The 23,688-nt window shown below is 69.1% G+C and carries 18 protein-coding genes and 1 pseudogene; 11 read left to right on the top strand and 8 right to left on the bottom strand.

The genetic code is table 11. From position 1 onward, the window contains the following. Positions 1-83: 83 nt before the first annotated feature. The 3 genes from ilvA (at position 84) to ACFXC1_RS17095 (ending at position 3,357) form a co-directional block, all read left to right on the top strand. Positions 84-1,313 carry a threonine ammonia-lyase gene (gene ilvA / locus ACFXC1_RS17105; protein ID WP_381243450.1) on the top strand — a complete coding sequence of 410 codons (1,230 nt, stop codon included), beginning with the start codon at positions 84-86 and terminating at the stop codon, positions 1,311-1,313. Positions 1,314-1,486: 173 nt separating this feature from the next. Next, positions 1,487-2,503 (top strand): ATP-binding cassette domain-containing protein, encoded by a 1,017-nt coding sequence (locus ACFXC1_RS17100; RefSeq protein ID WP_381243448.1) that lies wholly within the window; start codon positions 1,487-1,489, stop codon positions 2,501-2,503. Then, positions 2,500-3,357 carry an ABC transporter permease gene (locus tag ACFXC1_RS17095; RefSeq protein WP_381243446.1) on the top strand — a complete coding sequence of 286 codons (858 nt, stop codon included), beginning with the start codon at positions 2,500-2,502 and terminating at the stop codon, positions 3,355-3,357. The genes ACFXC1_RS17100 and ACFXC1_RS17095 overlap by 4 nt, the downstream gene beginning before the upstream one ends. A 128-nt stretch (positions 3,358-3,485) precedes the next feature. On the opposite strand, the gene greA is transcribed toward ACFXC1_RS17095, so the two are convergent. Both greA and ACFXC1_RS17085 read right to left on the bottom strand, forming a co-directional pair. Continuing rightward, on the bottom strand, positions 3,486-3,986 hold the full coding sequence (greA, locus tag ACFXC1_RS17090) for a transcription elongation factor GreA (RefSeq protein ID WP_381243444.1): 501 nt from the start codon (positions 3,984-3,986) through the stop codon (positions 3,486-3,488). Positions 3,987-4,154: 168 nt separating this feature from the next. After that, positions 4,155-4,553 carry a DUF4307 domain-containing protein gene (locus tag ACFXC1_RS17085; RefSeq protein WP_381243443.1) on the bottom strand — a complete coding sequence of 133 codons (399 nt, stop codon included), beginning with the start codon at positions 4,551-4,553 and terminating at the stop codon, positions 4,155-4,157. Positions 4,554-4,765: 212 nt separating this feature from the next. Between ACFXC1_RS17085 and mca the strand changes: the two genes are divergently transcribed. Together mca and ACFXC1_RS17075 are read left to right on the top strand one after the other, a co-directional pair. Further along, positions 4,766-5,629 carry a mycothiol conjugate amidase Mca gene (gene mca / locus ACFXC1_RS17080; protein ID WP_381243556.1) on the top strand — a complete coding sequence of 288 codons (864 nt, stop codon included), beginning with the start codon at positions 4,766-4,768 and terminating at the stop codon, positions 5,627-5,629. Then, a complete protein-coding gene (locus tag ACFXC1_RS17075; RefSeq protein ID WP_381243442.1) occupies positions 5,622-5,867 on the top strand; it encodes a hypothetical protein in 246 nt (81 codons plus the stop codon). Before mca ends, ACFXC1_RS17075 begins: the two co-directional genes overlap by 8 nt. A gap of 24 nt (positions 5,868-5,891) precedes the next feature. On the opposite strand, the gene ACFXC1_RS17070 is transcribed toward ACFXC1_RS17075, so the two are convergent. Further along, positions 5,892-9,095 carry a tetratricopeptide repeat protein gene (locus ACFXC1_RS17070; protein ID WP_381243440.1) on the bottom strand — a complete coding sequence of 1,068 codons (3,204 nt, stop codon included), beginning with the start codon at positions 9,093-9,095 and terminating at the stop codon, positions 5,892-5,894. 147 nt (positions 9,096-9,242) lie between these two features. Between ACFXC1_RS17070 and ACFXC1_RS17065 the strand changes: the two genes are divergently transcribed. The 5 genes from ACFXC1_RS17065 to ACFXC1_RS17045 all read left to right on the top strand — a co-directional run bounded on the left by ACFXC1_RS17065 (position 9,243) and on the right by ACFXC1_RS17045 (position 17,975). Beyond that, positions 9,243-11,279 carry a thioredoxin domain-containing protein gene (locus tag ACFXC1_RS17065; RefSeq protein WP_381243438.1) on the top strand — a complete coding sequence of 679 codons (2,037 nt, stop codon included), beginning with the start codon at positions 9,243-9,245 and terminating at the stop codon, positions 11,277-11,279. Between the two features lie 192 nt (positions 11,280-11,471). Beyond that, entirely contained in the window at positions 11,472-12,740 is a 1,269-nt protein-coding gene (locus ACFXC1_RS17060) for a glycosyltransferase (protein WP_381243436.1), read from the top strand. After that, positions 12,737-14,383, top strand: a complete 1,647-nt coding sequence (locus ACFXC1_RS17055; RefSeq protein WP_381243434.1) for an ArnT family glycosyltransferase — start codon at positions 12,737-12,739, stop codon at positions 14,381-14,383. Before ACFXC1_RS17060 ends, ACFXC1_RS17055 begins: the two co-directional genes overlap by 4 nt. Further along, positions 14,383-15,573 carry a glycosyltransferase gene (locus ACFXC1_RS17050; RefSeq protein ID WP_381243432.1) on the top strand — a complete coding sequence of 397 codons (1,191 nt, stop codon included), beginning with the start codon at positions 14,383-14,385 and terminating at the stop codon, positions 15,571-15,573. Before ACFXC1_RS17055 ends, ACFXC1_RS17050 begins: the two co-directional genes overlap by 1 nt. Next, positions 15,570-17,975, top strand: a complete 2,406-nt coding sequence (locus tag ACFXC1_RS17045) for a galactose oxidase-like domain-containing protein (RefSeq protein WP_381243431.1) — start codon at positions 15,570-15,572, stop codon at positions 17,973-17,975. Before ACFXC1_RS17050 ends, ACFXC1_RS17045 begins: the two co-directional genes overlap by 4 nt. A 52-nt stretch (positions 17,976-18,027) precedes the next feature. Here the strand turns inward: ACFXC1_RS17045 and ACFXC1_RS17040 are convergent, their stop codons facing one another. From ACFXC1_RS17040 to trhA, 5 genes and pseudogenes are all read right to left on the bottom strand, one after another. Beyond that, entirely contained in the window at positions 18,028-18,210 is a 183-nt protein-coding gene (locus ACFXC1_RS17040) for a type II toxin-antitoxin system RelE family toxin (RefSeq protein WP_381243429.1), read from the bottom strand. 74 nt (positions 18,211-18,284) lie between these two features. Then, positions 18,285-18,434, bottom strand: a pseudogene (locus ACFXC1_RS17035) (prevent-host-death family protein); the annotation flags it as partial. A gap of 63 nt (positions 18,435-18,497) precedes the next feature. Continuing rightward, positions 18,498-19,121, bottom strand: coding sequence for a TetR/AcrR family transcriptional regulator (locus ACFXC1_RS17030; protein ID WP_463293582.1), 624 nt, complete (start codon positions 19,119-19,121; stop codon positions 18,498-18,500). A gap of 5 nt (positions 19,122-19,126) precedes the next feature. Next, on the bottom strand, positions 19,127-20,701 hold the full coding sequence (locus tag ACFXC1_RS17025) for a DHA2 family efflux MFS transporter permease subunit (RefSeq protein ID WP_381243426.1): 1,575 nt from the start codon (positions 20,699-20,701) through the stop codon (positions 19,127-19,129). Positions 20,702-20,814: 113 nt separating this feature from the next. Beyond that, positions 20,815-21,528 carry a PAQR family membrane homeostasis protein TrhA gene (trhA, locus tag ACFXC1_RS17020; protein ID WP_381243424.1) on the bottom strand — a complete coding sequence of 238 codons (714 nt, stop codon included), beginning with the start codon at positions 21,526-21,528 and terminating at the stop codon, positions 20,815-20,817. A gap of 318 nt (positions 21,529-21,846) precedes the next feature. On the opposite strand from trhA, the gene ACFXC1_RS17015 reads away from it, so the two are divergent. Continuing rightward, on the top strand, positions 21,847-23,670 hold the full coding sequence (locus ACFXC1_RS17015) for a phosphoenolpyruvate carboxykinase (GTP) (RefSeq protein WP_381243422.1): 1,824 nt from the start codon (positions 21,847-21,849) through the stop codon (positions 23,668-23,670). Positions 23,671-23,688: the final 18 nt, after the last annotated feature.

Below are 23,688 nucleotides of genomic sequence, written 5' to 3'. Positions count from 1 at the left end.
CGGCCCGTACCGGCGCTGCGCAAACCAGTCTCGGTGCTTGGTCACAGCCGTGGCGCGCGCCTGTGAACTGCGATGCTTGAGTCATGAGCTACAGCACGGCTGACTCCTTGCGACCCGTCACCCTCGACGATGTGCGCGGCGCCCAGAAGATGCTCACGGGCGTGGCGCGGGTGACCGCGATGGAAGGCAGCAGGCACCTGACCCAGCTCGTCGGTTCACCGGTGCACTTCAAGTGCGAGAACCTCCAGCGCACGGGCTCCTTCAAACTGCGCGGCGCCTACGTCCGTATCGCCGGACTGCTCCCCGAGGAGCGCGCCGCCGGTGTCGTCGCCGCGAGTGCCGGCAACCACGCCCAGGGCGTCGCCCTCGCCTCCGCGCTCCTCGGCGTGCGCTCCACGGTCTTCATGCCCAAGGGCGCACCCCTGCCGAAGATCAGCGCCACCAAGGAGTACGGCGCCGAGGTGCGCCTGCACGGCCATGTGGTCGACGAGACGCTGGCCGCCGCGCAGGAGTACGCCCTTGAGACGGGCGCGGTGTTCATCCACCCCTTCGACCACCCGGACATCATCGCGGGCCAGGGCACGGTGGGCCTGGAGATCCTGGACCAGTGCCCCGAGGTGCGGACGATCGTCGTCGGGATCGGCGGCGGGGGACTCGCGGCCGGTGTCGCGGTCGCCGTGAAGGCACTGCGGCCCGATGTGCGGATCGTGGGCGTGCAGGCGGCCGGTGCCGCAGCGTTTCCGCCCTCGCTGGCGGCCGGGCGTCCGGTGTCGATCCGGCACCCGGCGACGATGGCCGACGGCATCAAGGTCGGCAGGCCCGGCGACGTGCCGTTCGGGATCGTCGCCGAGCTGGTGGACGAGGTCCGCACGGTCACCGAGAACGAACTGTCCACCGCGCTGCTGCTGTGCCTGGAGCGGGCCAAGCTGGTCGTCGAACCGGCCGGTGCCAGCCCGGTCGCGGCGCTGCTGAGCGATCCGCGCGCCTTCGAGGGACCGGTCGTCGCGCTGCTGTCCGGCGGGAACGTCGACCCGCTGCTGCTCCAGCGCATCCTGCGCCACGGCATGTCGGCGCAGGGCCGCTACCTGGCCGTGACGCTGCGGCTGACGGACCGGCCGGGGGCGCTCGCGACGCTGCTGGGGGTGTTGTCAGTGGTCGACGCTAACGTCCTCGATGTGAGCCACGTCCGGACCGACCCACGGCTCGGGCTCACCGAGGTGGAGGTCGAACTGCACCTGGAGACGAAGGGGCCGGTGCACTGTGCCGAGGTCGGCCAGGCCCTGCGCGACGCGGGGTACACGGTCATCGACTGAGGTCAGGGCCCGTTCGTCACCTGTTCCGTCACTCGTTCGAGAAAATCCGTTGAGAGACGCGATACATCGCGTTATGGTGTGTCTCGTGCGGCCGGTCCTGTGAGAAACGGGAGGCAGTGCATCATGCGCAAACCTAGGCTTTTCGAAGAATCCCCGACGACGTGGAGACTGATATGCCAGGCGCCATCTATGCCGAAGGCCTGGTGAAAACCTTCGGCGATGTGAAAGCTCTGGACGGCGTCGACCTCGATGTCCCCGAGGGCACCGTGCTGGGCCTGCTGGGGCCCAACGGCGCGGGCAAGACGACCGCCGTCCGCTGTCTGACCACCCTCCTGCGACCCGACAGCGGCAAGCTGACCGTGGCCGGCCTCGACGTGCTCAAGCAGCCCAACGAGGTACGGCGTTCCATCGGTCTCTCCGGCCAGTTCGCCGCGGTCGACGAGTACCTGACCGGCAGGGAGAACCTGCAGATGGTCGGCCAGCTCTACCAGATGAAGGCCAAGGCCGCGAAGGCCCGGGCCGACGAGCTGCTCGACCAGTTCAACCTCGTCGACGCCGCCGACCGCACCGCCAAGACCTACTCCGGAGGCATGCGCCGCCGGCTCGACCTCGCGGCGGCCCTGGTCGTCTCGCCGCCCGTGATGTTCATGGACGAGCCGACCACCGGCCTCGACCCGCGCAACCGCCAGATGCTGTGGGAGGTCATCAAGCAGCTCGTCTCCGGCGGTACGACACTGCTGCTGACCACGCAGTACCTAGAAGAGGCCGACCATCTCGCACACGACATCGCGGTCGTCGACCACGGCAAGGTCATCGCCCGCGGCACCTCCGACCAGCTCAAGGCCCGCACCGGCGGGGAGCGAGTGGAGGTCGTCGTGCACGAGCGCGACCACATCGAGATCGCCTCAGAGGTGCTGCGCGGCTTCGGGAAGGGCGACACCACCGTCGAGGATCACACCCGCAAGCTCACCGTCCCCGTCACCGGCGGCGCGAAGCTCCTCGCCGAGGTCATCCGCGAACTCGACACCCGCGGCATCGAGATCGACGACATCGGCCTGCGCCGCCCCACCCTCGACGACGTGTTCCTCTCCCTGACGGGCCACCTGGCCGAGGAGAAGACCGAGGACAACGGCGCGGACACCACCCCGGACACCAAGGACCGCAAGCACAAGAAGGAGGCCGCGAAGTGAGTGCCGTCACCGACGCCGTGCCGGTCGCGGCACCGAGCAGCGCGCTGGGCCAGTCCGTGCACGACTCCCTGGTCGTCGCCAAACGGAATCTGATCCGCATGAGCCGGATTCCCGAGATGGTGATCTTCGGGCTCATCCAGCCCATCATGTTCGTGGTGCTGTTCACCTACGTCTTCGGCGGTTCCATGCAGATCGGCGGCAGCACCAGCGCCACCGACTACAAGAACTTCCTGATGGCGGGCATCTTCGCGCAGACCGTCACGTTCGCCACCGCCAGCTCTGGCGCGGGCATCGCCGACGACATGCACAAGGGCCTCATCGACCGCTTCCGCTCGCTGCCCATGGCGCGCGGAGCGGTGCTCACCGGGCGGACGCTCGCCGATCTCGTACAGACCGCGCTGACCCTCCTGGTCCTCGCGATAGTCGCCCTGCTGGTGGGCTGGCGGGTCGGCTCGGACGGGAGCACCAACGCCGGCAAGGTCCTCGGCGCCTTCGGCCTGCTGCTCCTGCTCGGGTACGCGTTCACCTGGATCGGCGCCCTGATCGGCCTCACCGTCCGGACACCCGAGGCGGCCACCTCCGGCGGACTGATCTGGCTCTTCCCGGTGACCTTCATCTCGAACGCGTTCGTGGACACCAGTCACATGACCCCGTGGCTGCGCCACATCGCCGAGTGGAACCCGTTCAGCGCCACCGTGCAGGCCTGCCGGGTGCTCTTCGCCAACCCGGGACAGTCGCCCTCGGACGCCTGGCCCATGGTGCACCCGGTGTGGGCCTCACTGATCTACTCGCTCCTGATCATCCTCATATTCCGGACGCTGGCGGTACGGAAGTACCGTTCGGCGACGGCCTGAGGAGACACGGGACACCGCAATCCGCGGGGGCATGGCGAAACCCCCGGCGCCGCAAGGCCGCCGGGGGCTCGTCGAAGGCGAAGGCCCGGAATCCCGAGGGTCAGGTCCCGCGGGTGACGTCCCGCAGGTCAACCGTTGTACGGCTCGGCCTTGAGGATCGTCACCGAGGCCTTCTTGCCGTTGGGCAGCTCGTACTGCGCTTCCTGGCCGACCTTGTGGCCGAGCACGCCGGAGCCCAGCGGGGACTGCGGCGAGTAGGTCTCGATGTCGGCGCTCGCGTACTCGCGCGAGGCGAGCAGGAAGGTCATCGTGTCGTCCTCGTCGCCGTCGAAGGCGATCGTGACGACCATGCCGGGCGCGACCGCGCCGTCCGCCGACGCCGGAGCCTCCCCGACCTTGGCCTTCTCCAAGAGCTGGACCAGCTGGCGGATGCGGAGCTCCTGCTTGCCCTGCTCCTCCTTGGCCGCGTGGTACCCGCCGTTCTCGCGCAGGTCGCCCTCCTCGCGCGCAGCCGCGATCTTCGCGGTGACTTCCTCGCGCGCGGGACCAGACAGGTACGCCAGCTCTTCCTTGAGCTTGGTGTACGCCTCCTGCGTAAGCCAGGTGACGTCTTCGCTGGTCTGGGTCACAGGTGCTCCTCGTAGGTACTGGGAATACAAAGCATCGCCCTACCCAGAAGAATGTTCCTTCATGGAAGGGCGAAACCACGAGCCTAACAATTCAACGGCGCCAGGGGGAGGACATAAGGCACCAGAAATACGTCAACGCAGGTCAAGACCTACACAACGAGGGTGATGTCAGTCGGTGTGGCAGCCCAGCAGCTCGGCCGTGGTGCCCCTGGCCGTCGTACGCAGGGTGACGACCTTGTCGATGCGGGTCGCGGAGCCGCCGAAGTGGAAGTCGGCGCGGCCCACCTCGGACTGGTCGGCGGCCTGCGAGCGCAGGGTGCAGTAGCCGCTGGTGCCGGCGTCCTTGTGGACCTCCAGATGCACCTTGACCTCGTTGTCCGAGGCCTGGAAAGTGATCACTTCGGCGCTGATCTTGGCCTCGACGACATAGTGGTAGGCGAAGTACCCGACGAGGGCGACGAGGACCGCCGCGAGGACGGCGCCGGCGATCCTGAGCTTGTGGTCGGCACGCTCGTCCGACGAGCGGCCGTAGCGGCCCTCGGGCAGTCGCGTACTCGCCGTACTCATGATCGTCCTCCCGGCAAGGGGCTCTAGAGGCCTCCGAAACCGGCCCCCGGAATTATTCGCCTCCCGATTCGGTCACTATAGAAGCCCCCGCCCGCCGCCCGACCACCGCCCCTCAACGACGTCCCTGCGGGACGGCACCTGTTGAATTGCACCCCAGGACACCGGGGCGCCGACTTACTGAGGATTGAGTCTTGACTGACCAGCTGCGACTGATGGCCGTTCACGCGCACCCCGACGACGAGTCGAGCAAGGGCGCGGCCACCATGGCGAAGTACGTGTCCGAGGGGGTGGACGTGCTGGTCGTGACCTGCACGGGCGGGGAGCGCGGCTCCATCCTCAACCCGAAGCTCCAGGGCGACAAGTACATCGAGGAGCACATCCACGAGGTACGCAAGAAGGAGATGGACGAGGCCCGCGAGATCCTCGGCATCAAGCAGGAGTGGCTCGGCTTCGTCGACTCTGGGCTGCCCGAGGGCGACCCGCTGCCGCCGCTGCCCGAGGGCTGCTTCGCGCTGGAGGACGTCGACAAGGCGGCCGGCGAGCTGGTGAAGCAGATCCGCTCCTTCCGTCCGCAGGTGATCACCACCTACGACGAGAACGGCGGCTACCCGCACCCCGACCACATCATGACGCACAAGATCTCGATGGTGGCGTTCGAGGGCGCGACGGACACCGAGAAGTACCCGGAGTCGGAGTACGGCCCGGCGTACCGGCCGCAGAAGCTGTACTACAACCAGGGCTTCAACCGGCAGCGCACCGAGGCACTGCACAAGGCGCTCCTCGACCGGGGCCTGGAGTCGCCGTACGGGGACTGGCTCAAGCGCTGGGACGAGTCCGGGCAGATGCGGGACCGCACGCTCACCACGCACATCCCGTGCGCCGAGTTCTTCGAGATCCGCGACAAGGCGCTGCTCGCGCACGCCACGCAGATCGACCCCGACGGCGGCTGGTTCCGGGTCCCGATGGAGATCCAGAAGGGGGTCTGGCCGACCGAGGAGTACGAGCTCGCGAAGTCTCTGGTCGATACCTCCCTCCCCGAGGACGACCTCTTCGCGGGCATCCGCGACAATGCCTGATATGAGCTCAAGCGCAGCCCTGGCAATGACGCACCTGGTCCCCCTCGCCGAGGTCGACGAGAACAAGGTCACCCCCGGCGTCCTCGGTTTCATCGTCTTCGCGGTGATGGCCCTGGCCGTATGGGGACTGATGAAGTCCATGAGCAAGCAGATGAACAAGGTCGACTTCAAGGAGGCCCCGGACCCGCAGGCGGAGTCCGAGGCCGCCCCGGCCGCACCCAAGGCCAAGCAGGGCTGACCGGGCGGGCCCGCGCGGGGGTGCTCAGGGCCGGTCCGGCACCGCCACCCCCATTACCTCACGGGCGTGCCGGCTCGGCACCATGCCAAGCCGCCACGCCTGCCAGCCCGCCTCCAGGTTCACGCCCCGCTCCAGCAGCAGCTGGTACGCCTCCACGTAGTCGTCGAGTTTCTCGTCGCGGTAGGGGTGCCGGGTGCGGGCGAGCTGCGCCAGCTCCTCCTGGGCGACCGCCGTGCCGACCTCGACGCCGCCGGGGGCCGCGTACGGCAGGAGCGTGGAGCGCAGGAAGCGGGCCCAGTCCTCGCCGCGGTGGTCGCCGTACGAGGTGAACAGGCCGAGCGCCTCGTCGCACAGGGTCAGTGCCTGGGCGGTACGGGCGTTGCCCGCGTCGACCACGGCGAGTTCCAGGCAGGTCCACGCCTCGCCGTGGGCGACGCCGATGCGCTGGAAGTCGGCGCGGGCGTCGACGAGGAGCTGGCGGGCGAACCCGGAGTTGCGCAGCGAACCCGTCTGGGCCGCGCGCTGGTCGCGGGTGACGCGGGCCGAGTGGTGCCGGGCGCAGGCCAGGCCGTAGACGTCCCGCATGCGGGAGAACATGGTGCGGGACCGTTCGAGTTCCCGTACCGCCAGGTCCAGGTTGCCGGTCTCCTCCAGGGCCTGGCCGAGGTAGTAGACCGTCCAGGCCTCGCCGCGCGCGTCCTCGTTGTCGCGGTGCCGGGAGGCCGCCGTGCGCAGGCCGTCGACCGCCGGGGACGGGTCGCCGGCGACCAGCCGGGCCCGGGCCAGCTGGGTCAGCGCCCAGGCCTCGCCGCGGGCGTCGCGGGTACGGCCGTAGAGGCCGAGGGCGGTGGTCAGTTCGGACTCGGCGCGCGGGATGTCGCCCATGCGCAGGCCGAGTTGGCCGAGCTGGAAGTGCGCCCAGGCCTCGCCGTGCACGGACTCGCCCGCGCGGTGCAGGACCAGGGACTCGGTCAACAGCCGCATGGCTTCGGGGAGTCGGGCGCGGTCGCGCTCCACGGCGGCGAGGGCGTGCATGGTCCAGGCGCGGTCCGTGGCCAGTTGGGGCGGGGCTTGCAGGTCGAGGGCCTCGCGGAGTCTCGCCGCCGCCTCGGTGAGGTTGCCCTGGTGGTGGAGGGTGATGCCGAGGGAGCACAGGGCGCGCGCGGCGCCGGCGTCGTGGTGGGCCTCCATGTAGAGGTCGACCACGGAGGTGAGGGTGGTGCGTGCCTTGTCGAGTTCGCCGAGCTGCCGGGCCGCGATGCCGGTGCGCCACTGCACCGAGCGGACGAGCAGTCCCTGGTCGACGGCCTGCGCCAACTCGCTGATCTCGCCCAGCCGGTAGAGGTCGCCGCGCAGCAGGCAGTAGTCGCACAGCGCGCCGAGCAGATTGAGTACGGCGCCCTGGTCGACGCCCTCCGCGTGCCGCAGCGTCGAGGTGATGAAGCTCGACTCGTCGTCCAGCCAGCGCAGCGCCTCGTCGAGCGAGGTGAAGCCGTGCGGGCCGAAGCGGTCCGAGCGCGTCGACATGTTGCCGTCGACCAACCGCAGTACGGAGTCGGCGAGTTCGGCGTAGTTGACGATCAGCCGCTCCTGCGCCGCCGTACGTTCCGAGGACTCCTCCTCGTCGAGGAGGCGGGCCTGGGCGAAGGCGCGGACCAGGTCGTGCAGGCGGTAGCGGGTGCCGCGGACGTGGTCGATGAGGCCCGCGCGGGAGAGGGCGACCAGATGGCGGGTGGCCTCCGTCTCGTCCGTGGCCAGCAGGGCGGCGGCCGCCGCGGCGCCGAGCGAGGCCCGGCCGGCGAGGGCCAGTCGGCGCAGCAGGGCGCGGGCCGGGTCGGACTGGTCGGTGTAGCGCAGCCACAGCGCCCGTTCGACCGGCTCGACCGGGCCGTACGCGCCGAGATCTGTGGCGAGTTGGCGGGGCGAGCGAGGGCCGAGGGACGAGCCGGCGATCCGCAGCGCCAGCGGCAGCCCGCCGCACAACTCCCTGATCCGGTCCTCGGATTCGGCGTCGTAGGGCCCCGAACCGTCCTGCGCCGCAGCTCCCAACAGCTCCTCCGCGCCCGCCGCGTCCAGCGCGTCCACCGGCAACTGGTGCACCCAGGCGGCCAGTTCGCCCGGCAGGTCGAGAGGCTTGCGAGCGGTGACCACGACCAGACTGTCGGACCGCTCGGGGACCAGGGTGGCCACCTGCCCGGGGTCGGAGGCATCGTCCAGGACGATCGTCACCGGGAGGCCGGTCAGGTGCTGGTGGTACAACTCGCCCAGCCGCTTGACCTGTTGGTCGGGTGAGGAGCGTTCACGGAAGAGCAGTTGCTCGCGGGGCGCGCCGAGCCGGTTCAGCAGATGCAGCAGGGCGTCACGGGTGGGCAGCGGGGACTCGCCCGGGCTGTCGCCGCGCAGATCCACCACGCAGGCACCGCGGAACTGGTCCCGCAGCTCGTGCGCGGCACGCACCGCGAGGGTCGTGCGTCCCGAACCCGGCGCACCGTGCAGCACGACCACGGTCGGCCGGGTCTCCGTACTCGCCCGGGCCGCCTGCACCAGTTGCCGGATGCGGGCCAGCTCCGCCCGCCGCCCGGCGAACGCGCCCACCGCGTCCGGGAGTTGACCGAACGACTGCTCCAGCACACTCCGTCTGCGGGCCGCCGCGCTCTTGTCCGTACCGCGCAGCTGCGGCCCCGGCTTCTTCGTCGGCCCGGTGGAGGCGGCGAGCACCCGCTGCTGGTCCAGGAACGGCCGGATGCCCCGCACCTCCAGCGCCGTCAGCCACTGCAACCGCAACTGCTCCGGACCACCGGGCTGACTCGCGGCACCGGCGCGGTGATGCGCGGCCGGCAGATGCGAGGCGGTCACCTTCACGACGGTCGCCGCCGCACCGACGACACCGACGGTCACACCCGCGCCGAGCGCGGCACCGGCGCCGGTACCGAGCGCCAGGTCGGCCACGATCGCCGCGACGGCGCCAACACCCGCCACCAGCAAGGGAGTTCCGCTCCCCTCCCTGGCGTACCGCTGCCCGAAGGTGAGCTGCCCGGCCGCCGCCTCGTCGAGCGCGCCCGTATAGGCCGCGTACTCATCGGCCGCCGTCTCCGCCATGGCGTCCAGCGCGGCCCGGGACCGCGCCAGCAGCACCGGCCCCTCGACGCGCCCGCCGGAACGCCGCACCTCCTCCTCCACGGCCCGAGCCAACAGCCGCTCGGCATCGCTCCGATGGCTGTCCCGCATGTCGCGTCCCCCTCCGACGGCAACTCCCTGGCCTATGAGTGTCCTTCGGGGGAGGCGGGAGCGCGAGAGGGCGACGATCACCCGTTCGCTGCGCGGAAGCTGCGGGCCGTTCTGCGACCTGTGCCGCCCGTCGGGCACGATGGGTCCATGCCGAACCGACTGGCCGATGAGACGTCCCCGTACCTCCTCCAGCACGCCGACAACCCCGTCGACTGGTGGCCCTGGTCGGAAGAGGCATTCGACGAGGCCAGGAGGGCGAACAAACCGGTCCTGCTGAGCGTCGGGTACAGCAGCTGCCACTGGTGTCACGTGATGGCGCACGAATCCTTCGAGGACCAGCCCACCGCCGACTACCTCAACGAGCACTTCGTCAGCATCAAGGTCGACCGGGAAGAGCGCCCCGACGTCGACGCCGTCTACATGGAGGCCGTGCAGGCGGCCACCGGGCAGGGCGGCTGGCCGATGACCGTGTTTCTCACCCCGGACGCCGAGCCCTTCTACTTCGGCACCTACTTCCCGCCCGCGCCCCGCCACGGCATGCCCTCCTTCCGGCAGGTGCTCGAAGGGGTGCGCAGCGCTTGGACCGACCGGCGGGACGAGGTCGCCGAGGTCGCCGGGAAGATCACTCGGGACCTGTCCCAGCGGCAGATCGACTACGGCGGCACCGAGGCCCCCGGCAAGGAGGAGCTGTCGCAGGCGCTGCTGGGGCTCACCCGTGAGTACGACCCGCAGCGCGGGGGATTCGGGGGCGCGCCCAAGTTCCCGCCGTCCATGGTCGTCGAGTTCCTGCTGCGGCACCACGCCCGTACCGGTTCCGAGGGTGCGCTGGAGATGGCGCAGGACACCTGTGAGCGGATGGCGCGCGGTGGTATCTACGACCAGCTCGGTGGCGGCTTCGCGCGGTACTCCGTCGACCGGGAGTGGGTGGTGCCGCACTTCGAGAAGATGCTCTACGACAACGCCCTGCTCTGCCGTGTGTACGCCCATCTGTGGCGCAGCACCGGGTCCGAGCTGGCCCGCCGTGTCGCCGTGGAGACCGCCGACTTCATGGTGCGTGAACTCCGCACCAACGAGGGCGGGTTCGCCTCCGCGCTCGACGCCGACAGCGACGACGGGACCGGGACCGGCCGGCATGTCGAGGGGGCCCACTACGTCTGGACGCCCGAGCAGCTCGTAGAAGTGCTGGGTGAGGCGGACGCGGAACTCGCCGCCCAGTACTTCGGTGTGACGGACGACGGGACCTTCGAGGAAGGGCAGTCCGTCCTTCAACTCCCGCAGAGTGAAGGGGTCTTCGACGCCGAGAGGGTCGCGTCGGTCAAGAGCCGCCTCCTCGCCGCCCGTTCGCGGCGTCCCGCCCCCGGACGTGACGACAAGGTGGTCGCCGCCTGGAACGGGCTCGCGATCGCCGCGCTCGCCGAGACCGGTGCCTACTTCGACCGGCCCGACCTGGTCGAGGCCGCCGTCTCCGCCGCCGATCTCCTCGTACGGCTGCATCTGGACGAGCACGCCAAGCTGGCCCGCACCAGCAAGGACGGTCAAGTCGGCACGAACGCCGGGGTGTTGGAGGACTACGCCGATGTCGCGGAGGGCTTCCTCGCGCTGGCGTCGGTCACGGGGGAGGGGGTGTGGCTGGAGTTCGCGGGGTTCCTGCTGGACCATGTGCTCGCCGGGTTCGTGGACGAGTCGGGGGCGCTCTACGACACCGCCGCCGACGCCGAGCGGCTCATCCGCCGGCCCCAGGATCCGACCGACAACGCCACCCCGTCCGGGTGGACCGCGGCCGCCGGTGCGCTGCTCGGCTACGCGGCCCAGACCGGCGCCGAGCCCCATCGCAGCGCCGCCGAGCGGGCGTTGGGGGTCGTGAAGGCGCTCGGGCCACGTGTGCCGCGGTTCATCGGGTGGGGACTCGCGGTCGCCGAGGCGTATCTCGACGGGCCGCGCGAGGTGGCCGTCGTAGGACCTTCGCTCTCTGACGAAGGGACAAAAGCCTTGCACCGTGAGGCGCTTCTGGGTACCGCGCCCGGTGCGGTGGTCGCCTTCGGGGTCGCGGAGAGTGAGGAACTGCCGTTGCTCGCCGACCGGCCGTTGGTGGGTGGTGAACCGGCGGCGTATGTCTGCCGTAACTTCACCTGTGACGCGCCGACGACCGATCCCGAGCAGTTGCGTACCGCGCTGAGCAGGTGAAACGGCAGGGTCGTAACCATCCCAAACGCGACCAGTGCGGGAAATGGTCATGTGTGGGACCCATTGTGAAGAAACATGCTCTTCACCGAAATCACCTGTCCACTTCACAGGTCGCCCATAGTCTCGGCCCCGTGACGCGACGGACGTAACTCACCGTCGCGCAGGGGGGATTGGGATCTGGGGGGATCTGCTGTGCTGACGTCCGTATTCGTCGCCGCCGTTTCGCTTGCCCTGTTCTGGATGGCGGCCTTCACCCTGTGGTGGCAGATGCACGCGTGGCGTACGCCCGAAGTGCTCGCCTCCACCCGCTTCAGCAGCCCGGACGGGGACGAGCACGTCTCGTTCTCGTTGCTGCTGCCGGCCCGGCACGAACAGGCCGTGCTGGACCACACCATCCAGCGCCTGCTGGAGTCCACGCACACCGACTTCGAGATCATCGTGATCGTGGGGCACGACGACCCCGACACCGCGGCGGTGGCGAACAGCGCCGCCGAGCGCGACCCGCGCGTCCGCGTCGTCGTCGACACGCACGAGAAGAAGAACAAGCCGAAGGCCATGAACACGGCGCTGCCGCACTGCCGCGGCGACGTCGTCGGAGTCTTCGACGCCGAGGACCAGGTCCATCCGGAGCTGCTCGCCCATGTCGACCACGCCTTCCGGACGACGGGAGCGGACGTCGTCCAAGGGGGCGTCCAGCTCATCAACTTCCACTCCAGCTGGTACAGCCTGCGCAACTGCCTGGAGTACTTCTTCTGGTTCCGCTCCCGGCTGCATCTGCACGCGCAGAAGGGGTTCATCCCGCTGGGCGGCAACACCGTCTTCGTGCGGACCGACACCCTGCGCGAAGCCGACGGCTGGGACCCCAACTGCCTTGCCGAGGACTGCGACCTGGGCGTCCGGCTGTCCAGTGTCGGCAAGAAGGTCGTCGTCGCCTACGACTCCGACATGGTGACCCGGGAGGAGACCCCGGGCTCGCTGATGTCGTTGCTGAAGCAGCGAACTCGCTGGAACCAGGGCTTCCTTCAGGTCTACCGGAAGAAGGACTGGAAGCAACTCCCGGGCTTCGGGCAGCGGTTGCTCGCCCGCTACACGCTGATGACGCCGTTCCTCCAGGCCTTCTCCGGGGTCATCATCCCGCTCAACGCGGCGGTCGCGCTCTTCCTGGACGTGCCGGTCGGCATCGCCTTCCTCACCTTCCTGCCGCTGGTCACCGCCGCGGTCACCTTCGTCTTCGAGGTCGTCGGACTGCACGACTTCGGCAAGCAGTACGGACTCCGCGTCCGCGCCGTCCACTACCTGAAGCTCGTCGTGGGCGGCCCCTTCTACCAGGTCCTCCTGGCCGGAGCCGCGATCCGCGCAGTGTGGCGTGAGCAACGTGGCCGAAACGACTGGGAGTTGACCTCCCATGTCGGCGCGCACCTCACCGAACCCGCAGTGATCCGAGAGGACGTTCCTGCGTGACCTCCACCCTTCCCGCGGCGACCACCACGGTCCCCGCGCAGCGGCAGCCTGCGCCTGAAACCGGTTCGACGGGTCGAACGACACCGCCGGGCAGACTCCGTTCCTCCCGCCCCGACCTCCTCCTCTGCGGCCTGCTCCTCACCGCGATCCTGGTCGTGCAGGGCTGGAACATCGCCGACTATCCGACCCTCAGCGACGACGAGGGCACCTACCTCGCCCAGGCCTGGTCCGTCCAGCAGGGCACGGGCCTCGCCCACTACACCTACTGGTACGACCACCCGCCCCTCGGCTGGATCCAGATCGCCCTGCTCACCTGGATCCCCGCGCACTTCAGCCCCGACTCGATGACCGTCGGCACCATGCGCCTCGCGATGCTGGTGATCAGCGCGATCAGCGCGGTCCTCGTCTACGTCCTGGCCCGCCGCCTGTCCCTGCCTCGTTGGGCGGCGGGGCTCGCCATGCTGCTCTTCGGTCTCTCGCCGCTGTCCGTCATCCTCCAGCGGGAGATCTTCCTCGACAACATCGCCGTGATGTGGATGCTGCTCGCGTTCTGCCTGGCCGCGTCCCCAAGTCGCCATCTCTGGCACCACTTCGGGGCCGGGCTCGCAGCCGCCGCCTCGGTCCTCACCAAGGAGACGATGGTCGTCGTCCTGCCCGCGCTGGTGGTCACCATGTGGCGCCACGGACACCGCGACACACGCAAGTTCGCGCTCACCGGCGCCATCACCGCCTGCGTCCTGATCGGCGGCGCGTACCCTCTCTTCGCCCTGCTCAAGGGCGAGTTGCTGCCCGGCGGCGGCCATGTCTCCCTCTGGGACGGCCTCAAGTACCAGATGACCAGGCCGGGTTCGGGTTTCATCCTCGACCGGGGGAGCGGCTCCTACGGCGTCCTCCACTCGTGGCTGTACTACGACCGTGTCCTGCCCCTGGGCGGCCTCGCCGGGGCGCTGCTCCTGCTGGTCACCTGGCGCTGGTCGGTCACCGCCCGCTCGCTCGCCGGACCGGCGCTGACCGTGGCGATCCTCGCCGCCGTCGCCCTGCGCCCGGGCGGCTATCTGCCCGCGATGTACGTGATCGGCGCGCTGCCCTTCCTCGCCCTGGTGCTCGCCGGAGGCACCGCCTCGGTCGCCCACGCGGTGCTGCGCAGATGGCGCGGCGAAGGGGAGAAACGATACGTCACCGGAGGCCGGTACGCGCTCGCCGCCGTACTGGCCGTCGCCGCCGGCGCCTATGTCGTACCGCCGTGGTACGACGGCGACCGCACCGCCGTGACCGCGGATGCCAACGCCCCCTACCGGGCAGCCTCCAAGTGGCTGTCCACCGAGGTGAAGGACCCGAAGGACACCCGGGTCCTCGTCGACGACGCGCTCTGGCTGGACCTGGTGCACGCCGGGTACCGGCCCGGGCTCGGGGTCATCTGGTTCTACAAGGCCGACCTCGACCCGGCCGTCACCAAGACACTGCCCCACGGCTGGCGGGACATCGACTACGTGGTGGCCTCCCCGACGGTACGGCGCGACGCGGTCGACCTGCCCAACGTCAAGGCGGCGATCGAGCACTCCGCACCGGTCGCCACCTTCGGTACCGGCGACGACCGTATCGAGATCCGGCAGATCCAGTCCGAGACCGTGGGAGCCCAGTGATGAGCCAAGAGTCCACAGCCCCCGGGGAGTTGGGCGAACCGGCCCTAAAGGGGCCGGAGTTGGCCGAGCCCGGCGCCGTCACCATCGTCGTACCGACCTTCAACGAGTCCGGAAACGTAAGGGAGTTGCTGCGCCGGATCACCGAGTCCGTGCCGACCCGGCTGCCCTGCGAGGTCGTCTTCGTCGACGACTCCACCGACGACACCCCCGAGGTGATCTCCGAGGCCGCGCGGGACTGTCCGTTCCCGGTGGTCGTGCTGCACCGGGAGGAGCCGGTCGGCGGGCTCGGGGGCGCGGTCGTCGCGGGGATGCGGAGGGCGTCGTCGGACTGGATCGTCGTCATGGACGGAGATCTGCAGCATCCGCCGTCCCTGGTACCGGAGTTGGTGGGTACGGGCGAGCGGGCGCACGCCGGGCTCGTCGTCGCCTCCCGGTACATCAAGGGCGGCAGCCGCGAGGGACTGGCCGGCGGTTACCGCATCGCCGTTTCCCGTGGGGCGACCTGGCTCACCAAGGGCCTCTTCCCGCGCAGACTGCGAGGCATCAGCGACCCGATGAGCGGGTTCTTCGCGATCCGCCGTAGCGCGGTGACGGCGGAGGCGCTCAAGCCGCTCGGCTACAAGATCCTGCTCGAACTCGCCGTCCGCAGCCGTCCGCGCACGGTCACCGAGGTGCCGTTCGTCTTCCAGGACCGCTTCGCCGGCGAGTCCAAGTCGACCGCGAAGGAAGGCTTCCGCTTCCTGCGCCATCTGCTCGGCCTGCGCACCGCCTCGCCGGTCGCCCGCATGCTGGTCTTCGGCCTGATCGGCGCAACCGGCTTTCTCCCCAACCTGGTCGGCCTGTGGGCGCTCACCAAGGCGGGCATGCACTACGTCCCCGCCGAGATCCTCGCCAACCAGCTCGGCGTGGCCTGGAACTTCCTGCTCATCGAGCACCTGTTGTTCCGCGACCGCCGGATGCACCGCAACTGGTGGGACCGGGCGGGCCGGTTCGTGCTGCTCGCCAACGCCGACCTGGTGCTGCGCATCCCGCTGATCGCCCTGTTCGTGCACCGGTTCGGGATGAGCGCCGTGTCGGCGACCGCGCTCGCGCTGGTCACCACGTTCGTCCTGCGCTTCGTCGGCACCGAAGCCCTGGTCTATCTCCCGCGGCGCAAAGGGAGTGGTACGGAACCAAGGAGAGGCGCGTGAACAAGTACCGCAGAAGAACCGCGTTCGTCGGGGTGGGAACGCTGACCGCCGGACTGCTGCTCACCTCGCCACAGTCCGCCGAGGCCGCGAACCTCGTGCTCAACCCGGGCTTCGAGACGGCGGGCGGTGACGGGATGCCGTACTGCTGGGAGAAGTCCGGCTGGGGCGACAACGACTTCGATTTCAGTACGACTTCGGACGCGCACTCCGGTTCCAAGGCGATGAAGGTCACCGTGACGCGGCGGGTCGACGGTGACCGGAAGGCGCTGATCACCGAGTCGACGACCTGCGCGCCGGTGGTGACGGCGGGCAAGCAGTACGACCTCGGGCTCTGGTACAAGACGACCACGCCCGACGCGAACATCACCCTCTTCCGGCACGACACCACCGCCGGCTGGCAGTACTGGACGGACCTCAAGACCCTGGAGATGCAGGGGAGTTGGACCCAGGCAAGCGTCCGTACGCCAGAAGTCCCGGCCGGTACCGACCGGATCACCTGGGGTGTCTCGGTCTACGGCACCGGGTCCGCGACCACCGACGACTACACGATGGACCAGGTCCCCGACACGCTCCCGCCCGCGACCTGCACGGCGACCGCCGAGCAGTGCGCGAACGGGCGTTGGGACGTGCTCCCGACGCAGAACCCCGTCCGTTCGATGCACTCCGTCGTCCTCAACAACGGCAAGGTGCTGCTGATCGCGGGCTCCGGGAACAGCCAGGAGCAGTTCGACGCGGGGACGTTCACGAGCGCGGTGTACGACCCGGTCGCGGGGACGTACAAGGTGATTCCGACGCCGAAGGACATGTTCTGCTCGGGCCACATCCAGTTGCAGGACGGCCGGGTGCTGGTGCTGAGCGGCAACAAGGCGTTCCCGGCGGCGGACGGTTCGCACGGCTACGAGGGCTACAAGGACTCGTACATCTTCGACCCCGTGACCGAGACCTACAGCAAGACGAACGACCTCAACGACGGCCACTGGTACCCGTCGGCGACCGAGCTCGGCAACGGTGACGTCGTCTCCTTCGGCGGGCTGCGCGAGGACTCGACGGGGTCGGTGACGGCCGAGTACTGGTCGGACGCGCAGCAGAAGTGGCTGCCGTTGTGGCAGGTCAACCAGACCTGGTCGTACTGGGGTCTGTACCCGTCGATGGTCCTGATGCAGGACGGCCGGCTCTTCTACACGGGCAGCCATGTCTTCGGGAACAACATCCCGGGCACGGGCAGCGCGATCTACGACTACGGCGCCAACACCGTCACTTCGGTCTCGGGGCTCCAGAACAAGGACCAACGCGACCAGTCGGCAAGTGTGTTGCTGCCTCCGGCGCAGGACCAGAAGGTCCTCACCATCGGCGGCGGCAACATCGACTCCAACCCGGACGCCAACCGGCTGACGGACATCATCGACCTCAAGGCGGCCAACCCGGTGTACACGGTCGGTCCCCAAATCCCGCAGGGGACGGTCGACTTGGGGAACGGTCCGGTGGCCGAGACCGGCGCGCAGGGGAAGATGTACGTGTCCGCCGTACTGCTGCCGGACGGCACGGTGCTGGAGACGGGCGGCGCGCTGCACAACCGGGCCAACCCGGTGTACGAGGCGTCGATCTTCGACCCGGCGACGACGACGTTCGACCCGGTGGCCGCGGATCCCGAAGCCCGCGGCTACCACTCGTCCTCGTTCCTGCTGCCGGACGGCCGGGTGATGTCGACCGGTGACAACCCCGGCAACGGCACCTGGAACCACAACGTCTCGATCTACACCCCGCCGTATCTCCTCAAGGGCACGCGGCCGACGATCACTTCGGTGATCGACAACGAGTGGGAGTACGGCGAAACCCAGACGATCACCGTCGACCGCCCCATCGCCAAGGCGGAGTTGATCCGCCCGGCGGCGGTCACCCACTCCTCGGACCCGAACCAGCGGTTCGTGGACCTGCCGCTCTCGGTGAACGGCAACACGGTCGACCTGAACGTGACGAGCAACCCCAACCTGGCGCCGCCCGGCTGGTACATGCTCTTCGCGGTCGATGCCAACGGCGTCCCTTCGGTCGCCAAGTGGGTTCATCTGCAAGGCCCTTCGGCCCTGACGACCGACACGGCCTCGGCCCACGTCCACTCCTTCGCCGACGCCCTGACCGGCAAGGTCACCGAGCCCGGCAAGAAGCGCACCTCGCAGAAGGTCCCGGTGACCATCTCCGGCTGCGACCGCCACTACGGCACGATCAACGTCTGCGTACCCACGGTCTTCCCGGCCGAGGTCAAGTCGACTACTGCGGCCCGCTGTTCATGGCTGCGGCAGAACGACTACGGCCGCCTGAAGGTCAACGGCAAGGACGATCCGCTGCGGCTCGACCCGAACAAGGACGGGGTGGCTTGCGGGAAGGGTGACGTGAAGAAGCGCTAGCGCGTGAACTCAGTGAGGGCACACCCCTGTTGGGAGCGTGCCCTCATCGAGCTCACAGGTTTCGGTAGACGTCGCGGCGATTGCCGGCAGCCAGTGCCCATACGACCAATTGGCCGTCCTCGACGGTGTGCACGACGCGGAAGTCTCCGACGCGCCGGCGCCAGCGGGCGTTGTGCCCCTGGAGGGCCTTGTTGTCGAGGGCTGAGGTGTCGTTCGCGTCGAGGGCTCTTTGCAACTCGGTGAGCCGGTGGAGGATGGGCAGGTTGCGCTCGGCGTGCGGTGCGCACCGGGTGACGTACCCCGGCAGAATCAGGTGCTGTGGGAGCGGAGCGCGGCGGCCATCTCCTCAAGGGAGACGGAGCCGTCGAGCCCCTCGGCTTCCGCCTTGTCCGCCAGGCCGTTCAGCCAGGCGTCCTCGGCCTGCTCTTCGAGTTCACGCAGGCGTTCGTACCCGTCGATGACGGCCTCCTTCTCGATCGCCGGCTCGCTCAGGTCACGAACGTGCCGGACATCCAGCGGGGCTCAGTCGGAAAGCCCGTGCTCCAGTACATCCAGCGTGCGATCCACCAGGACCTTGAAATCGTCCCGGTGGCCGTTCTCCGCCCAGTACAGGGACGTCTCCATCAGGCCGCCGATGAGCGACATGGCGTAGACCCGTACCTCCAGGCTGTCCTGGTCCCGGCCGGTGCGCTCGGCGATGGCCTCGCAGAGCATGGCGCCGGTGACCGACATGCTCTCCATCATGCGGGAGCGCACCGCCGGGACCTGGACCATCAGATGGGTCCGCAGCCGGGAGACCTCCTCGTCCTCCTTCATGCCGAGGCTGACGGCCTTCTGCATGACATGGCGGAGGGTGTCCATCCATGGTTCGTCGGCGGGGCGGGCCCGGAGTTCCTCCATGATGAGCGGGTCGAACTCGTCCGTGAGGACGATGTCCTCCTTGGTCGGGAAGTAGCGGAAGACGGTCGACGGCGACACCTCGGCGCGCTCGGCGATCTGCTCGATCGTGGTCGCGTCGTAGCCCTGCTCCTTGACGAGCGCGTACGTCGCGGTGCGGATCGCTTCGCGGGTCTTGATCTTCTTGCGCTCGCGCAGGCCCAGTTGAGGGCGGTCGGCGGGGCTGAAGGGGGAGGGTGCGGCCGTCATGCTGTTCATTGTCCGGCATCCGCCAGAGCGGTGGCCACGGCTGTGGCGGGGTCTTCCTCCTCCTTGGCCGCGGGCGCGGCCGGGGTGTTGGGCAGGAACGCCGCCGCCAGCAGGGCGGTGACGAGGGCCGCGGCGCCGCACACGAGCAGGACCAGGCCCATGCCGTGGACGTAGGCACTGTTCGCTGACGCGATCAGGTCCGCCGAGCCGGTCCGCCGGCCGACGATGTGGGCCGCTACCACCGACTCCCCGGCCGTGTCGGCCGCCTTCGCGGGCAGGCCGGTCACGTCGAGGCGGTCCCGGAACGTGCTCGCCAGCAGGCTGCCGAGCAGGGCGATGCCGATCGCCGCGCCGACCTGGCGCATGGTCATCAGGAGCCCGGAACCGCTGCCGGCCCGGTCGCGGGGGAGCGCGCCGAGGGCGCCGTCCATCGCGGGGACGATCGAGAAGCCGAAACCGAAGCCGGTGACGGACAGCCACAGCGCGGTGAAGCCGTAACCGGAGTCGACCGTCGTACGGCTGCCGAGCACGGCGGCGAAGGCGAGGACCACCAGGCCCGCGGTGACGACCGCACGGGAGCCGAACTTGGCGACGAGCGGTTGTGCGGCGCGGGCCGCGACGATCAGGCCGCCCATCATGGGCAGCAGGCGGACGCCGGTGCCGAGCGCGTCGTTGCCGAGGACGGCCTGGAGGTACTGCGGCAGCACGAACAGCAGGCCGGACAGGACGAACATCACGAGGGTCGCGGCGAGTGTGTTGAAGAGGAAGCCGCGGTGGCGGAGCAGGGTCATGTCGAGCATGGGGCGTTCCATGCGGCGCTCGCGCAGCACCAGCGCGGCGATCAGGATCGCGGCGCCGATGAGCATGCTCACGATCAGCGGGTCGCCCCAACCGCGGCTGGGCGCCTCGATGATGGCGTAGATGAGGGCGCCGAGGCCGGCCGCGGTGAACGCGGTGGAGAGGATGTCGACCTTGGGGGAGGCGGGGTCGCGGGTCTCGGGGAGCAGGAAGACGCAGGCGGCGATGCCGATCGCGGCCATCGGGATGTTGACCAGGAAGACCGAGCCCCACCAGAAGTGGTTGAGCAGCCAGCCGCCGATGATCGGGCCGAGCGGCAGTCCGAGCGAGGAGGCCGCGGAGATGATGCCGACGGCCTTGGTGCGCTCGTCGGGGCCGAAGAGCGAGGGCAGGACGGAGAGGGCGAGCGGGGTGATCAGGGCCGCGCCCACTCCCATCACCGTGCGGGCGGCGATGACCCAGTTCACATCGTTGGCCAGGACGCCGGCCACGGAGCCGGCGAGGAAGATCCCCAGCCCCACGACCAGCATCCGGCGCCGTCCGAAGCGGTCGCCGAGGAGTCCGGCGGGGAGCATGAGGGCCGCGAAGACGATGACGTAGGAGTCCGCCATCCACTGCTGCTGGCCGGTGGTGGCGCCGAGGTCGCCGGCCATGGTGGGCAGGGCGACGTTGAGGATCGTGGTGTCGAAGCCGAGCGTGAGCATGCTCGCAACCAGGGCCGCGAGGGCCCACCAGCGGCGCGGATCGCGTCGCACCTCATGGGATTGAGTGACAGTAGCCATGAATTGAGAGTAGCTGTCAAAAGGTGGTCGATGTCAATGGGGATCGACTTTCAGTGCATGAGAAATGGCCACGGCTCGAGAGCCGTGGCCATGATCGAGAGGTGTCTCAGGTGCTACCCGTGCTGGTACGCCACCAGGGAGATCCCCACGTAGTGCACGAGGAAGGCCGCCACCGTCAGGGAGTGGAAGACCTCGTGGAAGCCGAACCAGCGCGGTGACGGGTTCGGGCGCTTGATGCCGTAGATCACGCCGCCCGCGCTGTAGAGCAGTCCGCCGACGATGACCAGGACCAGGACGGCGATGCCGCCGGTGCGCATGAAGTCCGGCAGGAAGAAGACGGCCGCCCAGCCCATCGCGATGTAGCAGGGGGTGTAGAGCCAGCGCGGGGCGCCGACCCAGAAGACCCGGAAGGCGATACCGGCCAGCGCCGCGCCCCAGATGCCCCACAGCAGCCACTGGCCCTTGGCGCCCGGGAGCAGCAGCATCGTCAGGGGTGTGTAGGTGCCCGCGATGATCAGGAAGATGTTGGCGTGATCGAGTCTGCGCAGGATGCCGTCCATGCGCGGGCTCCAGTTGCCCCGGTGGTACAGCGCGCTGACCCCGAAGAGCAGGCAGGCCGTCAGGGCGAAGATCCCGCAGGCGATACGGCCACGGGGCGAGTCGGCGAGAGCGGTGAGCACCAGGCCCGAGACGAGTACGGCCGGGAACATGCCGAGGTGCAGCCAGCCGCGCAGCTTCGGCTTGACATGGTCGGGGATTGAGCGCGCGGAGGGACCATGGCCGGCGATCGGCGTGTCCGTGTGCGCGTCGGGGACGGACGCAGTCATACGCGCAAGCGTACCTACGGAACCGTAAGTTACGTGTCAGTGCGGCGAGATGGGGGTCCAGAAGTGGCCACTCTCTCATGGCCGGCAGACGTGCGGGTACCCGGGGTGAAGCGACGGTGACGCACGGAAAACATCTCGATACGTGGCGATCCTCACGTCGCTCGTCTGTGAGGCCCTCTGGACATATGGGCGGACGAGTCGGATGATCAAATGAGTGCGGTCGGCACCGGATGAGCGCCAAGATCGACCATCGTGAAGCATCCGGGTCGCGGCCCCCACGGGGCAACTAGGACAAAATCCCTCACCATAGGAGCAATCGTGGCGCGCGACATCGCGGCTCCCCCCGTCATCCCAACCGAGCACAAAGAACTGGTCTCGTGGGTGAACGAGATCGCAGAACTGACCCAGCCGGACAGCGTGGTCTGGTGTGACGGATCCGAAGCGGAGTACGACCGGCTGAGCGAGGAGCTCGTCCGAAAGGGCACCTTCAAGAAGCTGGACCCGATCAAGCGCCCCAACTCCTACTACGCCGCCTCCGACCCGACCGATGTCGCCCGGGTCGAGGACAGGACGTTCATCTGCTCCGAACGGGAGCAGGACGCGGGACCGACCAACCACTGGAAGGCTCCCGCGGAAATGCGGGACATCTTCGCGGGAGAAAAGGGCATCTTCCGCGGCTCCATGAAGGGCCGGACGATGTACGTCGTCCCGTTCTGCATGGGTCCCCTCGGTTCGGACCTCTCCGCGATCGGCGTCGAGATCACCGACTCTGCCTACGTCGCCGTCTCCATGCGCACCATGACCCGCATGGGACAGCCCGTCCTCGACGAACTCGGTACCGACGGATTCTTCGTGCGTGCTGTGCACACGCTCGGAGCGCCGCTGGCCGAGGGCGAGCAGGACGTGCCGTGGCCGTGCAACTCCACCAAGTACATCTCGCACTTCCCCGAGAGCCGCGAGATCTGGTCCTACGGCTCCGGCTACGGCGGCAACGCGCTGCTCGGCAAGAAGTGCTACGCCCTGCGCATCGCCTCCGTGATGGCGCGGGACGAGGGCTGGCTCGCCGAGCACATGCTGATCCTCAAACTCACCCCTCCGCAGGGCGAGTCGAAGTACGTCGCCGCCGCCTTCCCGAGCGCCTGCGGCAAGACCAACCTCGCGATGCTGGAGCCCACCGTCTCCGGCTGGACCGTGGAGACCATCGGTGACGACATCGCCTGGATGCGGTTCGGCGAGGACGGCCGGCTCTACGCGATCAACCCCGAGGCCGGTTTCTTCGGCGTCGCGCCCGGCACCGGCGAGCACACCAACGCCAACGCGATGAAGACGCTGTGGGGCAACTCCGTCTTCACCAACGTGGCGTTGACCGACGACAACGACATCTGGTGGGAGGGCATGACGGAGGAGACTCCGGCCCACCTCACGGACTGGAAGGGCAACTCCTGGACGCCGGAGTCCACTTCGCCCGCCGCACACCCCAACGCCCGCTTCACCGTGCCCGCTTCGCAGTGCCCGATCATCGCGCCCGAGTGGGAGGACCCCAAGGGTGTGCCGATCTCGGCGATCCTCTTCGGCGGCCGGCGCGCCACCGCCGTACCGCTGGTGACGGAGTCCTTCGACTGGAACCACGGCGTCTTCCTCGGCGCCAACGTGGCCTCCGAGAAGACCGCCGCCGCCGAGGGCAAGGTCGGCGAGCTGCGCCGCGACCCCTTCGCCATGCTGCCGTTCTGCGGCTACAACATGGGTGACTACATGGGCCACTGGATCGACGTGGCCAAGGGCAAGGACCAGGCGAAGCTGCCGAAGATCTACTACGTGAACTGGTTCCGCAAGAACGACGCGGGCAAGTTCGTGTGGCCCGGCTTCGGTGAGAACAGCCGTGTCCTGAAGTGGATCGTGGACCGCCTCGACGGCCGCGCCGAGGGCGTCGAGACCCCGATCGGCGTGCTGCCGGCCAAGGGTGCCCTCGACACCAAGGGCCTCGACCTGTCCGAGGCCGACCTCGACTTCCTGCTCACCGTCGACAAGGACGTGTGGCGCGAGGAGGCGGCCCTGGTCCCCGACCACCTCAACACCTTCGGCGACCACACCCCGAAGGAACTGTGGGACGAGTACCGGGCGTTGGTGCAGCGCCTGGGCTGAAACGGCGCAGCGAAATCG

The organism is Streptomyces hokutonensis (genome assembly GCF_042751305.1).
GTDB classification, from domain to species: Bacteria; Actinomycetota; Actinomycetes; order Streptomycetales; family Streptomycetaceae; genus Streptomyces; species Streptomyces hokutonensis_A.
This window is presented reverse-complemented; position numbering and strand designations above follow the sequence as displayed.

Bases quoted from the DNA above. Each gene is read 5' to 3' on its own strand.
- ilvA (WP_381243450.1), top strand. From the start codon at position 84: ATGAGCTACAGCACGGCTGACTCCTTGCGACCCGTCACCCTCGACGAT.
- ACFXC1_RS17100 (WP_381243448.1), top strand. From the start codon at position 1,487: ATGCCAGGCGCCATCTATGCCGAAGGCCTGGTGAAAACCTTCGGCGAT.
- ACFXC1_RS17085 (WP_381243443.1), bottom strand. From the start codon at position 4,553: ATGAGTACGGCGAGTACGCGACTGCCCGAGGGCCGCTACGGCCGCTCG.
- mca (WP_381243556.1), top strand. From the start codon at position 4,766: ATGGCCGTTCACGCGCACCCCGACGACGAGTCGAGCAAGGGCGCGGCC.
- ACFXC1_RS17075 (WP_381243442.1), top strand. From the start codon at position 5,622: ATGCCTGATATGAGCTCAAGCGCAGCCCTGGCAATGACGCACCTGGTC.
- ACFXC1_RS17070 (WP_381243440.1), bottom strand. From the start codon at position 9,095: ATGCGGGACAGCCATCGGAGCGATGCCGAGCGGCTGTTGGCTCGGGCC.
- ACFXC1_RS17065 (WP_381243438.1), top strand. From the start codon at position 9,243: ATGCCGAACCGACTGGCCGATGAGACGTCCCCGTACCTCCTCCAGCAC.
- ACFXC1_RS17050 (WP_381243432.1), top strand. From the start codon at position 14,383: ATGAGCCAAGAGTCCACAGCCCCCGGGGAGTTGGGCGAACCGGCCCTA.
- ACFXC1_RS17030 (WP_463293582.1), bottom strand. From the start codon at position 19,121: ATGACGGCCGCACCCTCCCCCTTCAGCCCCGCCGACCGCCCTCAACTG.
- ACFXC1_RS17025 (WP_381243426.1), bottom strand. From the start codon at position 20,701: ATGGCTACTGTCACTCAATCCCATGAGGTGCGACGCGATCCGCGCCGC.
- trhA (WP_381243424.1), bottom strand. From the start codon at position 21,528: ATGACTGCGTCCGTCCCCGACGCGCACACGGACACGCCGATCGCCGGC.